Source organism: Pedobacter sp. SL55, from assembly GCF_026625705.1.
Lineage (GTDB): Bacteria > Bacteroidota > Bacteroidia > Sphingobacteriales > Sphingobacteriaceae > Pedobacter.
The window spans coordinates 2381157-2395547 of record NZ_CP113059.1 but is presented as its reverse complement, the minus strand read 5'-3'; the positions used below and the strand labels follow the sequence as shown (position 1 = coordinate 2395547).

Genomic DNA, 14391 nt, shown 5'->3' with positions numbered 1-14391 from the left:
CTAATATATTATCTAAATTCTAAACACACCAAACTCAAAACACCCTCATCGCAATATATGCACAAGCCTCGGCATCTGCCAAAGCATTGTGATGATTTTTGAGTTTAAATCCTAAATGTTCTGAAACCGTGTTTAGTTTATGGTTTGGTAATTCCGGGAACAAACTTTTTGATTTCCTGTAGGTACAGAAAAACTGGTTTTGATGCACAGGCAGTCCGTAAGCCGCTAATGCAGCCTTTAAGCATCCCGCATCAAAAGCACTGTTATGAGCCACCAGAGGTAAATCTTGAATTTGACTTGCTAGAGCGTTCCATATATCGGGAAATTCCAAGGCTTTAACAGTATCCCAATATTTTATACCATGAATTTCAGTTGCCCAATTGCAATAAAAGTTTGGCATTGGCTTAATCAGCTGATAAAAGCTATTTTTAATTTTAGCATTTTCTACAAATACCAAACCTATACTGCACACACTACTTCGGTGCTGGTTAGCCGTTTCAAAATCAAGAGCGACAAAAGATTTCATTGAGTGTTTTTATCTTGCAGAACGTGTATTTATTTTCTTGCCGGTATTATCATACGTCTCAAGCCAAGCCCCATTTCTTAACACAAATGTATTTCCAGATATAGAAATAAAATCGCCAATGCTTTTTGCAAGAGTTTTATATTTTCTTCCACTTTCGTCATAAAGCTCATACCAAGCTCCTTTAGATAGAATAAAGAAGTGAGCACTAAACCCTTCAAGTTCTCCAAGACTTGCAGCTAAAGTTTTTGTTTTCTTGCCTTGTTCGTTGTAAACCTCATACCAAGAACCCTTTCTTTCGATATTTGAAATTGCCATATTTTTTTGGTCTATATTATGCCTACTCTATAAAGTTTTTTACTACGCTTGTTGTTAACACAAACCTAAGCCGAGGCTCTGTCAATCCGTGTCGCAGTTAAAAAACTATAAAAATCTTCTCGGTCTTTAAAGAAGGGGTTATCCATTAACAAAGAAGGCGCAAGACCATTAGACCTATATCAATGATAAGCTCTGGACAAGCTTGTGTTGAATACAAGGAAAAACAGCTCACGCCTTTGGGATATATAAAGCACCTGAGTGCCGTATATGAAAACCAAAGAAGAACGTTCCCATTATTCCCTCAACACAATTGAATTGTCCAGATTCATCAATGAGGAATAAGCTAAACGCTTTCCAATAAAAAAACCTCAATTGCTTAAGGCTTTTCAAATATAGAAATAATTTAGTTCAAGGTTCTATCGTGAGCTGTAATACCATTATAGATTTAACAATTTAATTCTTTTACGGATTAACCTATTTTATTCAAGTTAAATCAAATAGATTTCAGTCTTACAATGACAAACCTATCTTCCAAGCACGCCAAAATATGTCGTCATTTATTTTTTCCAACCAGCATACCTCAACGTCACACTTTGGCGTAATAGCAACTCAATTTTGCATAAACTTTTTAATTATGCTAAAAAACAACTTCAAAAAATCTTTTCACGAAGAAATGAATGAAAACCTAGAGGAAATGCACCAAGTATTTTCTGACATTGGAAAAGCTGCCATACAATTAACCGCAAGAGTAAAGAAGCATGAGGATGAATATAGCTTACGTTGGCTACAAACTTTCGAAGAGAAACTATTTGGGGTAAGAGAAAAGATTGAAGGATTAAACCTTTCGTTTAAACCCATAATTTACGAATATATGGATACCGTAAATAATTGTTTGGATATAGAAACCAGAAGAATTACTATTTTAAAAGACCTTTTGGTTAATAAGCAAGCGTATGAATATACAGCCCAATTACGTGATATTGAAAAGAGAATAGAAGAACTTCGCATACTTATAAAAGTTGAAAACAAATAGCTGTATACTTTGAAAAAACTAAAAATCAACTTATTTGGCGAAGGTATTGGCATAGAAAAATTGGTCATTAAAAACCAAAACAATTTTAAACAATTCTCATCCTACCAAACCAATGATTTTAATGAAGCCATGCAATCGCCTCCTTATTTGGATCTTGTAAACAACCTACCAACTCATACGCTTTTACGTGGGTTGCTAAACACCTATAAAAACCAGATTGAAATATGGTTTGCAGGTAAAAAAGCGATAAAACTAAAAATGGCAGATCTAAATGCAGATTATCTTCTGTTTCCTTTATATCAATACCAAATGGATGAAACTCCTTTAAATTTTGAGAGTGGAATTTATTGTAAAACGCAAGAAATTGGGTTAATTGCTTCCTACGAAACTTACCTCAATTCTCTCGATATTGACAAGCTTGTGTTTCAAATTTCGATATTAGAAAACCAAACTTTATTAAGTGGATTTACCTACGATAACCAAAAAATTTCAGTTAATAAAACTGATACTTTGATTACAAATAGGATTTATTTTAAGGGATACCATTAACTTTACCCTATGCAATTCCTCCAAAAACAAACAGCCCTCCGTTCCCGCAGCCGTGGTTTTCATCTCGTAACAGATGAAATACTACAAGCCATTCCAGAAATTAAAAACATTAAAACAGGTATGCTGCAAGTGTTTATTCAACATACCTCGGCTTCGCTAACCATTAACGAAAATGCAGACCCAACAGTAAGAATAGATTTTGAAACTTGGATGAACAAGGCTGTACCAGAGGGCGATCCTGATTATGAACATGATTACGAAGGCGACGACGACATGCCTGCACACATCAAATCTTCGTTAATGGGGGCATCGGTTTTAATACCAATTACCAATGGAAAATTAAATTTAGGCACGTGGCAAGGCATTTACCTCTGCGAACACCGCAACTATGGCGGTAGCAGAAATGTAGTGATTAGCGCTTGGGGAAGCCCCTAAATCCCCAAAGTAGACTTAGCAATTTGTACAAGCGGAAAATTGAAAACTATTAACTGCCAACTGGAGGTATCCAATTCCCATCTTCCTGAATAATACCGATCAATTCATCTATGGCATTGGCAGTTTTTACGTTTTTCTTTACCACTTCTTGTCCGCGGTAAAGCGTAATTCTATCTACACCAGCACCTACGTAACCATAATCGGCATCAGCCATTTCTCCCGGACCATTAACAATGCAACCCATAATGCCAATTTTAATGCCTTTGAGGTGAGATGTTCTCGCTCTAATGGCTTGGGTGGTTTCTTGCAAATCGAACAAAGTACGACCGCAGCTTGGGCAAGAGATATATTCAGTTTTCGAAATTCGGGTACGTGTAGCTTGTAAAATACCGAAAGAAGTGGAGTTAATTACCGACAAAGAAATTCCATCGGCATTGATAAAAATACCATCGCCAAAACCATCGATCAATAAACCACCTAAATCGGTAGAGCTATACAATTGAAAATCTTCTAAGCTCAACCCATCGAAATTACGTTCGATAATTATTGGAATTTTTAAATCTGCTGCCAGTAACTTAGTAAAAGCATGGCGGATGGTTTGCATCGCATTTTCTGCCGCTGTTGTTAGCATGAGAACCACCTTATCTAAACCTATTAATTGTTCAACTTCTAAATCTTCAGCTAAAACTTTCACGAAGTTCAACTTATCATCTTTAACTTCCGCACTTCTAAAATCAGCTAGATTAAACAATGGATGACAATTTTGCTGATCTGCCAAACCTAACCAAGTTTGGTAATTGTAGAGTTGTTTTAATCCTCCCGGGAAAGAGAATGAAGGTAAGGCATCGCCCAAATAAACCATATCACAAGCTTGGTCGCTAAGGTTGTACTTGTCTAGCAGAGCCGAATAATTAAAACCTACCGCATTTAAAATAGCTGGGTCTTTTAAGTTTTCCTTTTCTAGGTTGATGATTACTCTTGGTACTTGATGGCCACCTAGGTTTTCTACTTCTGTAGTGGTTCTTCTGTGGTATTGGAAGGGGTTGTAGGTTACGAGTTGTGGGTTATGAGTTATGAGCTCGCTTTCTAACGTTCCGACTTTCAAACTTCTCGACTTTTCAAAACGATTAGCCAATGCTCTAGCCACCGGCGCTTCAAACTCTGGATCTTCAGTTAAGGAAACTCTAATGGTATCTCCCAAACCATCGGCCAATAAAGTGCCAATACCTACTGCAGATTTGATCCGTCCATCTTCGCCATCGCCGGCTTCGGTTACACCTAAATGCAAAGGATAGTTCATCCCCTCTTTAACCATGGTTTGCACCAATAAGCGGTAAGCTTGCACCATCACTTGGGTATTACTAGCTTTCATCGAAATCACTAAATTGTAGTAATTCAAATCTTCGCACATGCGGATAAATTCCATTGCAGATTCTACCATTCCAAGTGGTGTATCGCCATAACGGCTCATGATCCTATCAGACAAAGAACCGTGATTTGTGCCAATACGCATGGCTGTTCCATATTCTTTACAAATTTTTACCAATGGCGAAAATTTATCATAAATTCGGTTCAGCTCGGCTTGGTATGCTGCATCGGTATAATCTATGCTTTCGAATTTCTTTTTATCTGCGTAGTTACCAGGATTAACACGTACTTTTTCTACAATACGAGCGGCAACTTCAGCAGCATTTGGGGTAAAATGAATATCGGCCACTAGAGGGACATTATATCCCCGCAAACGCAATTCTTTCTTAATATTGCCCAGATTTTCGGCTTCTTTAATGCTTGGCGCCGTAATACGAATATATTCACAACCGCTTTCTACCATGCGAATAGTTTGTTCTACCGTTCCAATGGTGTCCATGGTATCGGTGGTGGTCATTGACTGCACACGAATAGGATGATGAGCACCCATTGGTGTATCTCCTATCTGTACTTCTCGTGTTACAAATCTCGAATATTGGGTTAAGCTGTTGCAATAACCACCGTTTAACAAAATCGCTTCTTTTTGCATGATGTACAAAGGTAAGTCAAAAGTTTGAAATTAGGGATTAGTAATCAAGGGGTAGGTATTAGGAAAATGAGTTTAAAAATAAATTTGACATCAAGAGAAGTCGAAAGTAAAAGTTTTAAAACCAACTGACTACTAACCACTGATACCTATTGCCTTATTAAAGTAATCTATCCTTTGTCACTAGCGTTCCAGCAATTACATCGTGCAAACATTGGTTCTTTTTATTAAAAAAACAATAGATATAGCCAAACCCTAAAGTGGCATTTGATATAATTTTAGATAAATTTCTAACCAGCGATGAGGCAAAGGTTAACCTCACGCCGTGATCATCGGTTACCTTAATATCCATTAATTTCTTACCTATTGTACCTTGCATTTTAGAACAATCGGCAATTATATCATAAATAAATTTAGTGAGGGAAATTAAACCAAAACCAACAGTTACTATAATTATCCGCTTTTCCTTTTCTTCCACAAAAACTATGGTTACGGCCATAACAATTGCATAAAAAAGAGTAATAAAAAAGTAATCTATCGCAAATGCCATTAAACGCTGATCGAAACTGGCAAAATACTGAGGGGTATGTTTGGGTTGTAAAAATCCAAAAAGTTGCCGAAGCTCTTCTATTTCATGGGCTTCTTTATAGTCGTCCATACCGGGCTTCCTTACAAACGTATCTGGAAATATCTCCAGTTTTCTCAGTTCTTCTAAAGAATAAGGCCCTTGCGGTTTACCTTTTACAACAATGGTGTACAAAATGGTTAATTGTTTAAACTGTGTAATTGTTAAATTGCTGAAAGTATAAAGGTAAATAAAGTTGAGTGCTACAAATAAAAAACTCCTAATAAGTTTGGCTCATTAGAAGTTTTCTACTTTTTATCCCGATTTTCAGGATTTCGCTTTGCTCAACTTTTAACCTAGTAAGTGTCTACTTCGAAGTTACTTAAACCACCATCCAATTTAATAAAGACCTTATTTTTAGAAGTGTTGTAGTTAGGTGTTTCGTAGTAGCCATCGTCTTTTTTCACAAAACCTTTGAAATCTTTAGAAGCTAAGCCTGTGTGGGTTTTAATTCTACAGCCAGAGTTAGCAGGCACTTTAATTTCTACATTGGCTACACCAGTTTTCACATTTACATCAGCTATTGGAAGCAAGTCTCCTATTTTGATTTTTAAATCTGCAGCGCCACCGTCAAAATTCAATGTTCTAATTTTAAACTTGGTTAAATCAAAATCCAGCTCGCCAGCTCCCATACTTAAATTCATGGTCCATTGCGGCGTTGTGTTGATGCGAACGTCTACTTCGTTACCTCCAGCATTAAATGTCCAATTGTTTTTGTTGCCTTTATAATGTCTGTCGTTCATTTTAAAGGTTAAAGTATTGGTCGTATCTGTAGTAGTTTTGGTAAGCGAGAAATTTCCCTTCTTTTTGTTCACGCTTGCTTCAAACAAGCTATCGGTAGTTTCATTTAATTTAAAAGAAGTACCACCACCCGATAAATTGAGGATGGTCTTCTTGGCGGTATCGGCGGTATTAAGCACTTCCGAAAATTTCACACCGTCAAATTTACGGCCTCCATTATGCTCATCTTCCCAGTTGATATCGGCATCTATGTTTTTATCTCGCCAAAACCCAATCCAACTGCTATGTTGTGGCTTTTTTTGTCCTTTAATAAAAAGGAGCGATAAAGTTATAATTAATATAGCAAGCGAAACGATACTGCCTGTTTGCGAACCATTTCTATTTAAGAGCAAGTTTACGCCACCAATAATTAAGAATATTGGCCAAAAGCCCCACACGTTTCTCCAGTAAAACTCTATCACATTTAAGTTTTCTAGCAAAAGTACGCCGCCCACAAAAAGCAACAGCACTCCCCAAATTATTCTTTCGTATTTCATTTCAGGTTAATTGTTAAATTGATTAATTGTTTAATTGTTTAATTGTTGGTTAACCGCTAACCAGAAGTTAATATTTGTTCTCGTTTGAAACATCATTAACAGATGAAGAACCTTGTTGGTCATGTACAACATCTTCGCTTTCTCGCTTATTTTGTGCTTCTTCTGTGGTTTTTTTAAACGTTTCCCATTCGTTTTTGCGTTGGTTTTTAAAAATTAAGCTTACACCCAAAGCAACAATTGCCAAAGGCCATAACTTATATATTTTAAAGATATTAAACCATTCTGGAACAAAATCAAGCTGTCTTAATAAGAAATAAACACCAAGCACCAATAATATTAAGCCTACTACTGTTTTACCTGAGTCGTTAGTTTTTACTGGTTTTGGTTCAAACTTAGAAAAGCTATCTGCATTTGGTGTATTCCATTTGGTTTGTTGTGCTTGTTGTGCTGGATTACCAAAAGCCTCTGGCGAATTAAACACCGAGCCTCCTACGGGATTTTGTTGGTAGTAATCTTTAAACTTCTGATACTTTACCGCCGGGTCATTGTTTACTGGTGCTACAATCCATAAAACAATATAGGCCAATATGCCGCTACCTGCCAAAAAAATGGTAGTTAATACAAACAACAGCCTAACAATGGTTACGTCAATTTGCATATAATCGGCTAAGCCCGAAGCTACCCCCGCTACTGCTTTGTCATGTTCGTTTCTATATAGTTTCTTTTCCATTTGTATCTCTCCTTTCTTAAAAATTGGAAGGGGTTATGGTCAGCTCATCCACATTTGTACCATCACTTAAACTTAAAATGGTGTCTATGGCCTTTGCAACATCTTCTGGTTGTACAAATTTCGCTTTATCTAGGGTTGTTCCTTCCCATGAAGCAGTATAGGTAGCACCCGGAATAATTGCAGTAACCTTTACGTGGTATGGCGCCAATTCCTTTCGCAATACATTATTAAGACTTAACATCGCTGCTTTTGTTACACTGTAACTTCCAGCATTTTCTACGGGCATTTTACTAGCTACCGAGCAGATGTTAAAAATATACCCAAAACTTTGCTCACGCATCAATTTACCTATGCTTTTGGCGATATAATAAGTAGCATTTACATTGGTTTGCTGCTGCATTTCAAAAACATCATCGGCTTCATCCAGCAAACTTCCCGGATAAAAAACACCCACGTTATTTACTAAAACATCTACCTGTGGCGCAAAAGTTATTGCCTTTGCTATAAAATCCTGCACTTCTACTTTTTTACCCAAATCAGCCTTGATAGCCAATACGTCTACATCATAACTTTTCATCTCGGTCTCAAAACTAGCCAGCTCAACTTCGTTTCTGGCACAGCCGATAATGTCATATCCCTTTTTTGCTAATGCTACAGCTATTGCTTTGCCTATTCCCTTGGTTGCTCCTGTAATAATTGCTCTCATATCCGCATAATTTGTAATTGCAAAAAAGGTAATAATATTTCAATCCATAATATTTTTTCAATAATTAGCGCTTGCCAGAACATTTTTGTTGTTTCTTTGTATAATATTGAGTTAAATAAACAAATCGTTTACTAAATGAACTTTACCAATTTTGGCCGATATATCTTGTTGCTTAAAGCAGCGTTTAAAAGGCCCGAAAAAATGAAAATATACATGAAAGCCATTTTTCAACAGATGGATTTCATTGGCGTAGGCTCTCTAGGGCTAATCAGTATCATTTCTACATTTATTGGAGCGGTAATGACTTTACAGATTGCTTTCCAGTTGGTAAGTGATTTTATCCCTAAAACGATTATTGGTTCTGTAAACCGCGACTCGTCTATTTTAGAGCTTAGTCCAACCATCAGTGCTATTGTACTGGCTGGAAAAATTGGTTCGGCTATTTCATCAGAAATTGGCACCATGAGGGTAACAGAACAAATTGATGCTTTAGAAATTATGGGTATCAATGCACCAGGATATCTGATTTTACCTAAAATTATCGCTGGTATTACCATGGTACCCGTTTTGGTTATCATTTCTATGGTATTAAGCATTACTGGTGGATATTTAGGTGGTACTTTATCAGGTGCAGTTTCTCCTGCAGAATATATTCAAGGTATTACTACAGACTTTAACCCTTTTACCATCTCTGTAGCTTTGGTTAAGGCGTTCGTTTTTGGTTTCATTATCACATCGGTACCGGCTTACGAAGGTTTTTATGTTAAAGGCGGTGCTTTAGAAGTGGCACAAGCAAGTACACGTGCTGTAGTGGTAAGCTGTATCAGCATTTTAGCCTGCGATTACATTGTAACCCAATTAATGTTATGATCGAGATTAAGGATATACATAAATCGTTTGGCGATAACGAAGTTTTAAAAGGGATTTCAGGAAAGTTTAAGCCCGGAATTACCAACTTAATTATTGGTGGCTCGGGTTCTGGAAAAACTACACTTTTAAAGTGCATGATTGGCTTACACCACCCAGAGCAAGGCAGTGTAACCTACGACGACAGAGATTTCACACAGTTAAATACTGAAGAACGTATAGAGATCAGGAAAGAAATTGGTATGCTTTTTCAAGGTTCTGCCCTTTTCGATTCGATGACCGTAGAGGAAAATATCATGTTTCCTTTGAACATGTTTACAGACCAATCTAGAAGTGAAAAATTAGACCGCGTTAATTTCTGTCTAGATAGAGTAAACTTGGATGGAAAGAACAAACTTTTCCCTGCAGAATTATCTGGAGGCATGAAGAAACGCGTAGGTATTGCCCGTGCTATTGCCATGAACCCGAAATACCTTTTCTGCGACGAGCCAAACTCTGGCTTAGATCCAAAAACTTCTATCGTTATTGATGAATTGATCAAAGAGATTACGGAAGAATACAATACCACGACCATAGTAGTTACCCACGATATGAACTCGGTAATGGGCATTGGCGATTACATTATGTTCTTACACGAAGGCAAGAAGTTTTGGGAAGGTTCTAATAAAGAGATTGCCAAAACTGATATCGTTGAGCTTAATGACTTTGTATTTGCCAGCCGTTTTATGAAGGCTGCGAAAGATAAATTTTAAAATTCTTACCTTTGCCTTCTGTCGTCATTTCAAACGTATATGATATTGATATATTATCATTTACTAAATGAAATATCTGGCAATTTACAAACTCTCGCATTAAGATTGCTTCGTGCCTCGCAATGACGAATTAGATAATACTACATGATACAACTGCTTACACCAACCCACTGGAAAGATTACGAATTAATTGATTGCGGCGATTTTGAAAAATTAGAACGCTTCGGCAATTTGGTTTTATCTAGGCCAGAACCTCAAGCAGTTTGGAAAAAAGTTATGTCTGCAGAAGAGTGGAAGAAAAGAGCGCACATTACTTTCCGTGGCCGCTCGGCTACCAGTGGCGAATGGGTGCGACATAATAAAAGTGTTCCAGATCGTTGGAATGTAAACTACCAAAACAACGAGGTAAGCATTAACCTTCGTTTGGGTTTAACTTCGTTTAAGCATGTAGGTGTTTTTCCAGAGCAAGCGGTAAATTGGGATTATATTTCCTCTTCTATCAAAAGCTTTAAAACACCTACGCCAAAAGTATTGAACCTTTTTGCCTACACTGGCGCTGCTTCTTTAATAGCTAAAGCAGCAGGTGCTGATACCACACATGTAGATTCGATTAAGCAAGTAGTAAATTGGGCTAACGAAAACCAAGAGCTTTCTAAATTGAAAGATGTGCGTTGGGTAGTAGAAGATGCCTTGAAATTTGTGAAAAGAGAATTGAAGCGTGGCAAAAAATACAACGGTATTATACTAGATCCACCGGCTTATGGTCACGGTCCTAATGGCGAAAAATGGAAACTGGAAGACCATATCCAAGAGATGATGCAAGATGTAGTGCAGTTGTTAGATCCACAAGAGCATTTTTTAATCTTAAATACCTACTCCTTAGGTTTCTCTTCTGTAATTGTAGAAAACTTGATTAAAACTTCTTTCCCTCAAGTAACTAATTTAGAAACTGGAGAGCTTTTCTTACAAGCTACTTCTGGTATCAAATTACCTTTGGGTGTGTTTGGTAAGTTCAGAACTACTTAAATCTAACCAGAACATATTTTTTAGCCTATCCCCAAATTCACTTGTGAACATCATTTAGGAAATAAAAGAGAAGCCTCCAAATCCATGAAGGCCATCCCTAAACAAAACAAACTATTAATAATTGAGCTGAATAAATCCGTGCTAGTTATTTTAGCAGGATTACACTACAATATTAATAATTATTTAGACTAATTATAAATAATTATTAGAATTTTTTCAATTTTCACGATAATTGCCTGAAAAACAATTTTTTGATATTACATGTATTTTTTTATTTTTAATGTTGATAAGTATGATTAGCTACTTATAGCAAATGATGTATTTTTGAAATTTGAACATATCAACTGTGAAAGCAGATACCTTTGAAAACATTTAACTAAAAAACCAATTAAATAGAATGAAATTAACCAAGATAGCAAGCATGGTTTTGGTAGCTGGAGCTACCGTATGTACATTTACCCATTGCACCTCTGATGCCAAAGACAAAAAAGGCCAAAATGGCGTAAAAGGGGCTGACTCTACCATAGCTACTGAAGAAGAAGTTACCACCATTACTCCAGTTGATAGCGCCAAGTACAATGAATTGGTTAAGGCAAATGCCAATGGCGATACCACAGGCAAATGGCCAGTAAAAAACCAGCCTATTCCGCTAGATGGAGCTATACTACCTTTTAAACGTATTGTGTGCTATTATGGAAACCTTTACTCTAAAAAAATGGGGGCTTTGGGCGAATACGAACCTAAAACCATGCTTAATATGCTAGATAAAGAGGTAGCTAAATGGAATAAAGCCGACCCTTCTACGCCTGTACAACCTGCATTGCATTATATTGCTGTTGTTGCTGCCGGCGATCCTGGCAAAGATGGAAAATACCGTAACCGCATGCCCTTTAAACATATCGACTCGGTTTTAACCATTGCCAAAATGCGCAAAAACATGATTGTGTTTTTAGATATTCAAGTGGCATTAAGTACCATTCAAGCAGAACTACCTTTATTAGAAAAATATTTAATGATGCCTAACGTACATTTAGGAATTGACCCAGAATTTTCGATGAAAGGTGGAGTATTACCAGGGAGAAAAATTGGAACCTACGATGCTAGCGAAATCAACTATGTTTCTGGTTACCTGGCTAATTTGGTAAAAAAATACAATTTACCTCCAAAGGTATTTGTGGTGCACCGTTTTACTAAAAAGATGGTTACCAATTCTCAAAATATCAAATTACGTCCAGAAGTACAAGTGGTAATGCACATGGATGGTTGGGGCGAACCAGATTTGAAATTAGGTACTTACCGTCATTTTATTTACAGCGAACCTGTACAGTTTACTGGCTTTAAATTATTCTATAAAAACGATTTGAAAAAAGCACCAAACAGGTTAATGACACCAGAAGAGTTGGTTAAGTTAAAACCGAGACCAATCTACATTCAATATCAATAGACAGCTTTGTCTTATATAAAAAAGGTGTTGAATTAATTTTCAGCACCTTTTTTATTTTGTGGGCTTGTCGTCATTTCTACGAGGAACGAGGAGAAATCTAGCAACTTTACAATAAATCGACTGCTAAAACAAAAAGTACGAAGAGCAAAAATGTTTTGTCTATAACAGAAAATTCAAAGATTTCTCCATTTCTTTGCACTCCAGTTGAAAAGACGCTGGGATGAGCAAGCTAAAAAGTCAACAGCGCATGCTGACTAGCAGTATGTAAATCCCGCCAAACCCTATTCAATTCTGTTTCTCGTTTTGCGGCCTCTAAACCAGCGTAAGGATATAAAGTATCCACCACCCTTCTAGATTGATGAGCCAAGGCTCTGCTTAATCTACTCACATCGCTCAGCAAGGCTTCATCAATTTCTCCTTCATAAATTAGCTGATGCCAAGACGTATCAAATGCTTCGTAAAAATGCTCTCGAATAGTACTTAAGGTATGCTTACATTTCATCAATTCGTCCTCAAAAAACGAAACTTGTGCTGGCGTGTATCTTTTAAAGCCCGAACGATTAAAGAAGCTATCGTTAACTAAGTCTAAAAATCGACGAGCCATACCCAAACTGTTAACAGCCAAAGTAGTTTCTGCCAATTGTAAAAAAGGATAATCAAAACCTTCATCAGCAACTTTTGGTTCATTAATTTTAAAAGAACGATTAGCAGGAACTTCAACATTATGTACATCAAAAGCATGGCTGCCTGTAGCTACCAAGCCAAAATAAGACCAACCAGATTGTATTGCTACTTCATCTCTTTTTAAGATAAAAGATTTAACAACCTGATTTCCGTGTTCATCCAAAACATACTCTCCACTTTCATCTTGCAACACGCAATTTGCAGTAAAAATAGTAGCATGTAAAGCACCGCTGGCATATTTCCAATGTCCGTTTATGCGGTAACCATTTACTGTTTTTTGAGCCGTACCGCCAACAGCACCACTGCCAGCGAAACAAACCTTTCTATCTGCAAAAACCTCTTTAGCCAGTTCCTCATCTAAGAAGCCAGCAAACCAACCAGCGCCACTACAAAGGGTAACCGTCCACGCTGTGCTACCATCTACGTAGGCCAAATCTTCTTCCAATCTTAAAATTTCTGGCAGTTTTTTACCTGGCCCACCGTAAGCTATAGGTACATAAAGTTTAAACCACTCTTGCTCATAGGCAATTTCCAAAACATCTGGATGTAGTTCTCCTAAAGCTTCAGATTGAGGTGCTAATTTCAAAATGGCTTCTTGCCAAGTTGGTGTAAGTTGTTCCATTTCAGATATGAGTATTGAGATTTGTGCAATAAGCACTAGACTTTTTACTTTTTACTTTTTACTTTTTACTTAATAATTGTTTTTTATAGATTTTCTTCCAGTCGAAATAGCCAAAAATAGCTACGATAAATAAAAATAGCGTGAGCAAAGCAAACATCACAAAGTTTTTATGCCACATGAGTGGGATGGCAACAATATTTGAAACGTTTAGAAAGATCCAGTTTTCTATTTTACGACGGGCTAAAAGCCACATCCCGGCCCAAGCCACAGACGAGACAAAAGCATCTAAAATAGGTACATCAGAATCTGTAAAGTTGATTAAAGCAAAGTATAAGATAAAGTATCCGCCAATGGCGATGGCAAAGGCAATTTGCAGTTCTTTTTTGGTAGTCCAACTTACTGGCAAAGCAGCCTGTTTGTTTGCTTTCCGCTTTGACCAAATTACCCAGCCATAAATACTCATGACCAAGTAGTACATACTCAATAAGCTTTCGGCATATAATTTAGCGTTGAGCTTTAAATAAAGCGATAACAATATAGCTATGATACCCATTGGGTACAAACCAATATGGTTGCGCTTGGCTAATAATACTTCGGTAATGCCAAAACCTACGGCCAACCACTCTAAAATAGATGTTGCCCTAACCTGCTCCACAAACAAGCGAAGATATTCCTGAATTTCCATTCTCAATATTTTGCCAAAAGGCGATTAATAGTTTAGCGGATAGCGTTGGGCGTTGAGCCTTAGCATGCCGTAAATTCAAAATAAAATCATTGAAAACTGCT

The 14391-nt window shown here is 37.0% G+C and carries 16 protein-coding genes; 7 read left to right on the top strand and 9 right to left on the bottom strand.

The genetic code is table 11. From position 1 onward, the window contains the following. Window positions 1-34: 34 nt before the first annotated feature. Together OVA16_RS10810 and OVA16_RS10805 are read right to left on the bottom strand one after the other, a co-directional pair. Window positions 35-526 (bottom strand): 3'-5' exonuclease, encoded by a 492-nt coding sequence (locus OVA16_RS10810; RefSeq protein ID WP_267759220.1) that lies wholly within the window; start codon window positions 524-526, stop codon window positions 35-37. 9 nt (window positions 527-535) lie between these two features. Then, entirely contained in the window at window positions 536-841 is a 306-nt protein-coding gene (locus tag OVA16_RS10805) for a hypothetical protein (protein WP_267759218.1), read from the bottom strand. A gap of 634 nt (window positions 842-1475) precedes the next feature. Here OVA16_RS10805 and OVA16_RS10800 point away from each other — a divergent pair. The 3 genes from OVA16_RS10800 to OVA16_RS10790 are packed head-to-tail and all read left to right on the top strand — an operon-like array spanning window position 1476 to window position 2858. Further along, window positions 1476-1874: a hypothetical protein gene (locus OVA16_RS10800; RefSeq protein WP_267759216.1), complete on the top strand. Its 399-nt coding sequence runs from the start codon at window positions 1476-1478 to the stop codon at window positions 1872-1874. 9 nt (window positions 1875-1883) lie between these two features. Beyond that, a complete protein-coding gene (locus OVA16_RS10795; RefSeq protein WP_267759214.1) occupies window positions 1884-2423 on the top strand; it encodes a hypothetical protein in 540 nt (179 codons plus the stop codon). Window positions 2424-2432: 9 nt separating this feature from the next. Further along, on the top strand, window positions 2433-2858 hold the full coding sequence (locus OVA16_RS10790; protein ID WP_267759211.1) for a secondary thiamine-phosphate synthase enzyme YjbQ: 426 nt from the start codon (window positions 2433-2435) through the stop codon (window positions 2856-2858). A gap of 49 nt (window positions 2859-2907) precedes the next feature. Here the strand turns inward: OVA16_RS10790 and ispG are convergent, their stop codons facing one another. The 5 genes from ispG to OVA16_RS10765 form a co-directional block, all read right to left on the bottom strand. Further along, window positions 2908-4875 (bottom strand): (E)-4-hydroxy-3-methylbut-2-enyl-diphosphate synthase, encoded by a 1968-nt coding sequence (gene ispG, locus OVA16_RS10785; protein WP_267759209.1) that lies wholly within the window; start codon window positions 4873-4875, stop codon window positions 2908-2910. A 157-nt stretch (window positions 4876-5032) separates the two neighbouring features. After that, window positions 5033-5632, bottom strand: a complete 600-nt coding sequence (locus OVA16_RS10780) for an RDD family protein (RefSeq protein WP_267759207.1) — start codon at window positions 5630-5632, stop codon at window positions 5033-5035. Window positions 5633-5793: 161 nt separating this feature from the next. After that, on the bottom strand, window positions 5794-6774 hold the full coding sequence (locus tag OVA16_RS10775; protein WP_267759205.1) for a LiaF transmembrane domain-containing protein: 981 nt from the start codon (window positions 6772-6774) through the stop codon (window positions 5794-5796). Window positions 6775-6841: 67 nt separating this feature from the next. Then, window positions 6842-7504 (bottom strand): PspC domain-containing protein, encoded by a 663-nt coding sequence (locus OVA16_RS10770; protein ID WP_267759203.1) that lies wholly within the window; start codon window positions 7502-7504, stop codon window positions 6842-6844. 16 nt (window positions 7505-7520) lie between these two features. After that, window positions 7521-8210, bottom strand: coding sequence for an SDR family NAD(P)-dependent oxidoreductase (locus tag OVA16_RS10765; RefSeq protein ID WP_267759201.1), 690 nt, complete (start codon window positions 8208-8210; stop codon window positions 7521-7523). Between the two features lie 135 nt (window positions 8211-8345). Between OVA16_RS10765 and OVA16_RS10760 the strand changes: the two genes are divergently transcribed. The 4 genes from OVA16_RS10760 to OVA16_RS10745 all read left to right on the top strand — a co-directional run bounded on the left by OVA16_RS10760 (window position 8346) and on the right by OVA16_RS10745 (window position 12299). Next, complete coding sequence (locus OVA16_RS10760) at window positions 8346-9080, top strand: MlaE family ABC transporter permease (protein ID WP_138728889.1); 735 nt, start codon at window positions 8346-8348, stop codon at window positions 9078-9080. Next, window positions 9077-9829: an ABC transporter ATP-binding protein gene (locus OVA16_RS10755; RefSeq protein WP_267759197.1), complete on the top strand. Its 753-nt coding sequence runs from the start codon at window positions 9077-9079 to the stop codon at window positions 9827-9829. The genes OVA16_RS10760 and OVA16_RS10755 overlap by 4 nt, the downstream gene beginning before the upstream one ends. 144 nt (window positions 9830-9973) lie before the next feature. Next, entirely contained in the window at window positions 9974-10855 is an 882-nt protein-coding gene (locus OVA16_RS10750; protein WP_267759195.1) for a class I SAM-dependent methyltransferase, read from the top strand. A 397-nt stretch (window positions 10856-11252) separates the two neighbouring features. Beyond that, window positions 11253-12299 (top strand): hypothetical protein, encoded by a 1047-nt coding sequence (locus OVA16_RS10745; RefSeq protein ID WP_267759193.1) that lies wholly within the window; start codon window positions 11253-11255, stop codon window positions 12297-12299. 229 nt (window positions 12300-12528) lie between these two features. Here OVA16_RS10745 and OVA16_RS10740 read toward each other — a convergent pair whose 3' ends face one another. Together OVA16_RS10740 and pnuC are read right to left on the bottom strand one after the other, a co-directional pair. Beyond that, window positions 12529-13605, bottom strand: coding sequence for an acyl-CoA dehydrogenase (locus tag OVA16_RS10740; protein WP_267759191.1), 1077 nt, complete (start codon window positions 13603-13605; stop codon window positions 12529-12531). 58 nt (window positions 13606-13663) lie between these two features. Then, window positions 13664-14290: a nicotinamide riboside transporter PnuC gene (gene pnuC / locus OVA16_RS10735; RefSeq protein ID WP_267759189.1), complete on the bottom strand. Its 627-nt coding sequence runs from the start codon at window positions 14288-14290 to the stop codon at window positions 13664-13666. Window positions 14291-14391: the final 101 nt, after the last annotated feature.

What these genes read in the sequence shown, in the direction of transcription:
- OVA16_RS10810 (WP_267759220.1), bottom strand. Translation starts at nt 526, where the DNA reads ATGAAATCTTTTGTCGCTCTTGATTTTGAAACGGCTAACCAGCACCGA.
- OVA16_RS10805 (WP_267759218.1), bottom strand. Translation starts at nt 841, where the DNA reads ATGGCAATTTCAAATATCGAAAGAAAGGGTTCTTGGTATGAGGTTTAC.
- OVA16_RS10800 (WP_267759216.1), top strand. Translation starts at nt 1,476, where the DNA reads ATGCTAAAAAACAACTTCAAAAAATCTTTTCACGAAGAAATGAATGAA.
- OVA16_RS10790 (WP_267759211.1), top strand. Translation starts at nt 2,433, where the DNA reads ATGCAATTCCTCCAAAAACAAACAGCCCTCCGTTCCCGCAGCCGTGGT.
- ispG (WP_267759209.1), bottom strand. Translation starts at nt 4,875, where the DNA reads ATGCAAAAAGAAGCGATTTTGTTAAACGGTGGTTATTGCAACAGCTTA.
- OVA16_RS10775 (WP_267759205.1), bottom strand. Translation starts at nt 6,774, where the DNA reads ATGAAATACGAAAGAATAATTTGGGGAGTGCTGTTGCTTTTTGTGGGC.
- OVA16_RS10770 (WP_267759203.1), bottom strand. Translation starts at nt 7,504, where the DNA reads ATGGAAAAGAAACTATATAGAAACGAACATGACAAAGCAGTAGCGGGG.
- OVA16_RS10765 (WP_267759201.1), bottom strand. Translation starts at nt 8,210, where the DNA reads ATGAGAGCAATTATTACAGGAGCAACCAAGGGAATAGGCAAAGCAATA.
- OVA16_RS10760 (WP_138728889.1), top strand. Translation starts at nt 8,346, where the DNA reads ATGAACTTTACCAATTTTGGCCGATATATCTTGTTGCTTAAAGCAGCG.
- OVA16_RS10755 (WP_267759197.1), top strand. Translation starts at nt 9,077, where the DNA reads ATGATCGAGATTAAGGATATACATAAATCGTTTGGCGATAACGAAGTT.
- OVA16_RS10750 (WP_267759195.1), top strand. Translation starts at nt 9,974, where the DNA reads ATGATACAACTGCTTACACCAACCCACTGGAAAGATTACGAATTAATT.
- OVA16_RS10745 (WP_267759193.1), top strand. Translation starts at nt 11,253, where the DNA reads ATGAAATTAACCAAGATAGCAAGCATGGTTTTGGTAGCTGGAGCTACC.
- OVA16_RS10740 (WP_267759191.1), bottom strand. Translation starts at nt 13,605, where the DNA reads ATGGAACAACTTACACCAACTTGGCAAGAAGCCATTTTGAAATTAGCA.
- pnuC (WP_267759189.1), bottom strand. Translation starts at nt 14,290, where the DNA reads ATGGAAATTCAGGAATATCTTCGCTTGTTTGTGGAGCAGGTTAGGGCA.